We start from the raw sequence: 1,419 nt of genomic DNA on the forward strand, positions 1-1,419 counted from the left end.
CTCCGGGGAGTACTTGCTCGGACGGCCCATCAGGACCCCTTCCTCGGGCACATCGCCCAAGTTCAGGGTGTCCACCGAAGCGGGTCAACTCCACCGGGGAGGGCCTCCCCAGTTCCCGCCGTCACTATCTGAACGTTCCACGCCCCATACGCCGGAGGGTCCTTGGCGGCTGCGATTCAGGTTCTTCACCGCGTCCATGGCCTTCGCCGTGCTAACAGCGGCTCGGCTCCCTCTGCTCCCGCCCTCACGGGCAGGACCTCTAACGACGCTGCAGACTTCGCGTAATGCTGCGAACCGTTCAGTCGCTTCCCCTGACAGGGCTTTTGACACTGGGCTTCGACCCGGTCCGTTTCCAGACCAAGCCGCTAGTCTGCTACCGGGCCTCCTGACAGCTACCCGGACCGGACTCCCACCGGCAAGCGACGACGAGCACGAACAGCAAGATCACCTCATCACGAGGTCACCTCCCTGTCCTGCTGGGCGCACGCAAGATCGAGGCTAGGGCGTGTGTCTGGCGGCTGTGCCGCGGCGGGCAGTTACGTCCCGGCGCTGACGCCAGGGCAGGCGTTCTCCGTCTGTGTGACGGTGACAGTGCGAATCCCGCTGCTGCCGGCGTTCGTCGACGCCACCACCGCCACCGGGCAGTTCGTCGTCGAGCGCGACCGGTACGTCGACGGGGAGACGTCTTTCATCGTGGCCGACCCCGTGCGCCTCCGGAGGGCGGCCCAATTGCCGTCAGGTGAGCACCGGCGGCGTGCACGTGAAGTCGGAGCCGCCGTGGCGGGTCAGCCCGCTCCGAGCTGGCGCGTGCCCGTGTCGTCGGTGCGCCCCTCGACGCCTCGATAGCTCCAGTCGTATCCGTCGGTCCGCAGGGTGAGGAACAGGACGCCAGGCGTGCCGGAGCTCGCTGCTGCGCTGTGGGGTTCGCGGGCGCCGATGTCGCGCAGGTGATGCCCGCCGTTACCAGAGACGAACTCGGTGGTGCCGTCGGAGCTGGGCTCACCGTTCCCGTCCAGTGGCTCGAACCGTTCGTAGTTGTAGTCATGTGCGTTCACCACGATCTCTGCTCCGGCCGTGACGGCTGCCTGCCACAACGGCTGCATCTCAGGATCAGTTCCGTGCTCGATGCCCGCTGGACCAGCGCGGTCGGTGCCAGAACACCAACAGTGGAGCAATGCTTGAAGCCTGTGGATCGGCGGGTGGGGTCGTACCCTCCCGATGATCTTGAGTCCCTCAAGCAAGGCCGGCGCGCCAACGCCGGTCGGGAAGGTACGACCGATGGTCACGGTAGCCGCAGCGGAGTCCGACAACCATGACGAGCCGGTTGCCGGCAGTGGTGTCTCGTTGCTGGATTCGATCGTGCGGGAGGGTGCGAGGTTGTCCCGGGTCTCGTGGAACTTGAGGTGGCGGTCCCCCGCC

General features: G+C 66.7%; 1 protein-coding gene. It reads right to left on the reverse strand.

The features are described from left to right. Positions 1–785 precede the first annotated feature (785 nt). Positions 786–1,419: metallophosphoesterase family protein (locus tag BLW04_RS27895; RefSeq protein WP_217631282.1), on the reverse strand; the 634-nt coding region annotated here is incomplete at its 5' end.

The organism is Modestobacter sp. DSM 44400 (assembly GCF_900107175.1).
Classification (GTDB): Bacteria; Actinomycetota; Actinomycetes; order Mycobacteriales; family Geodermatophilaceae; genus Modestobacter.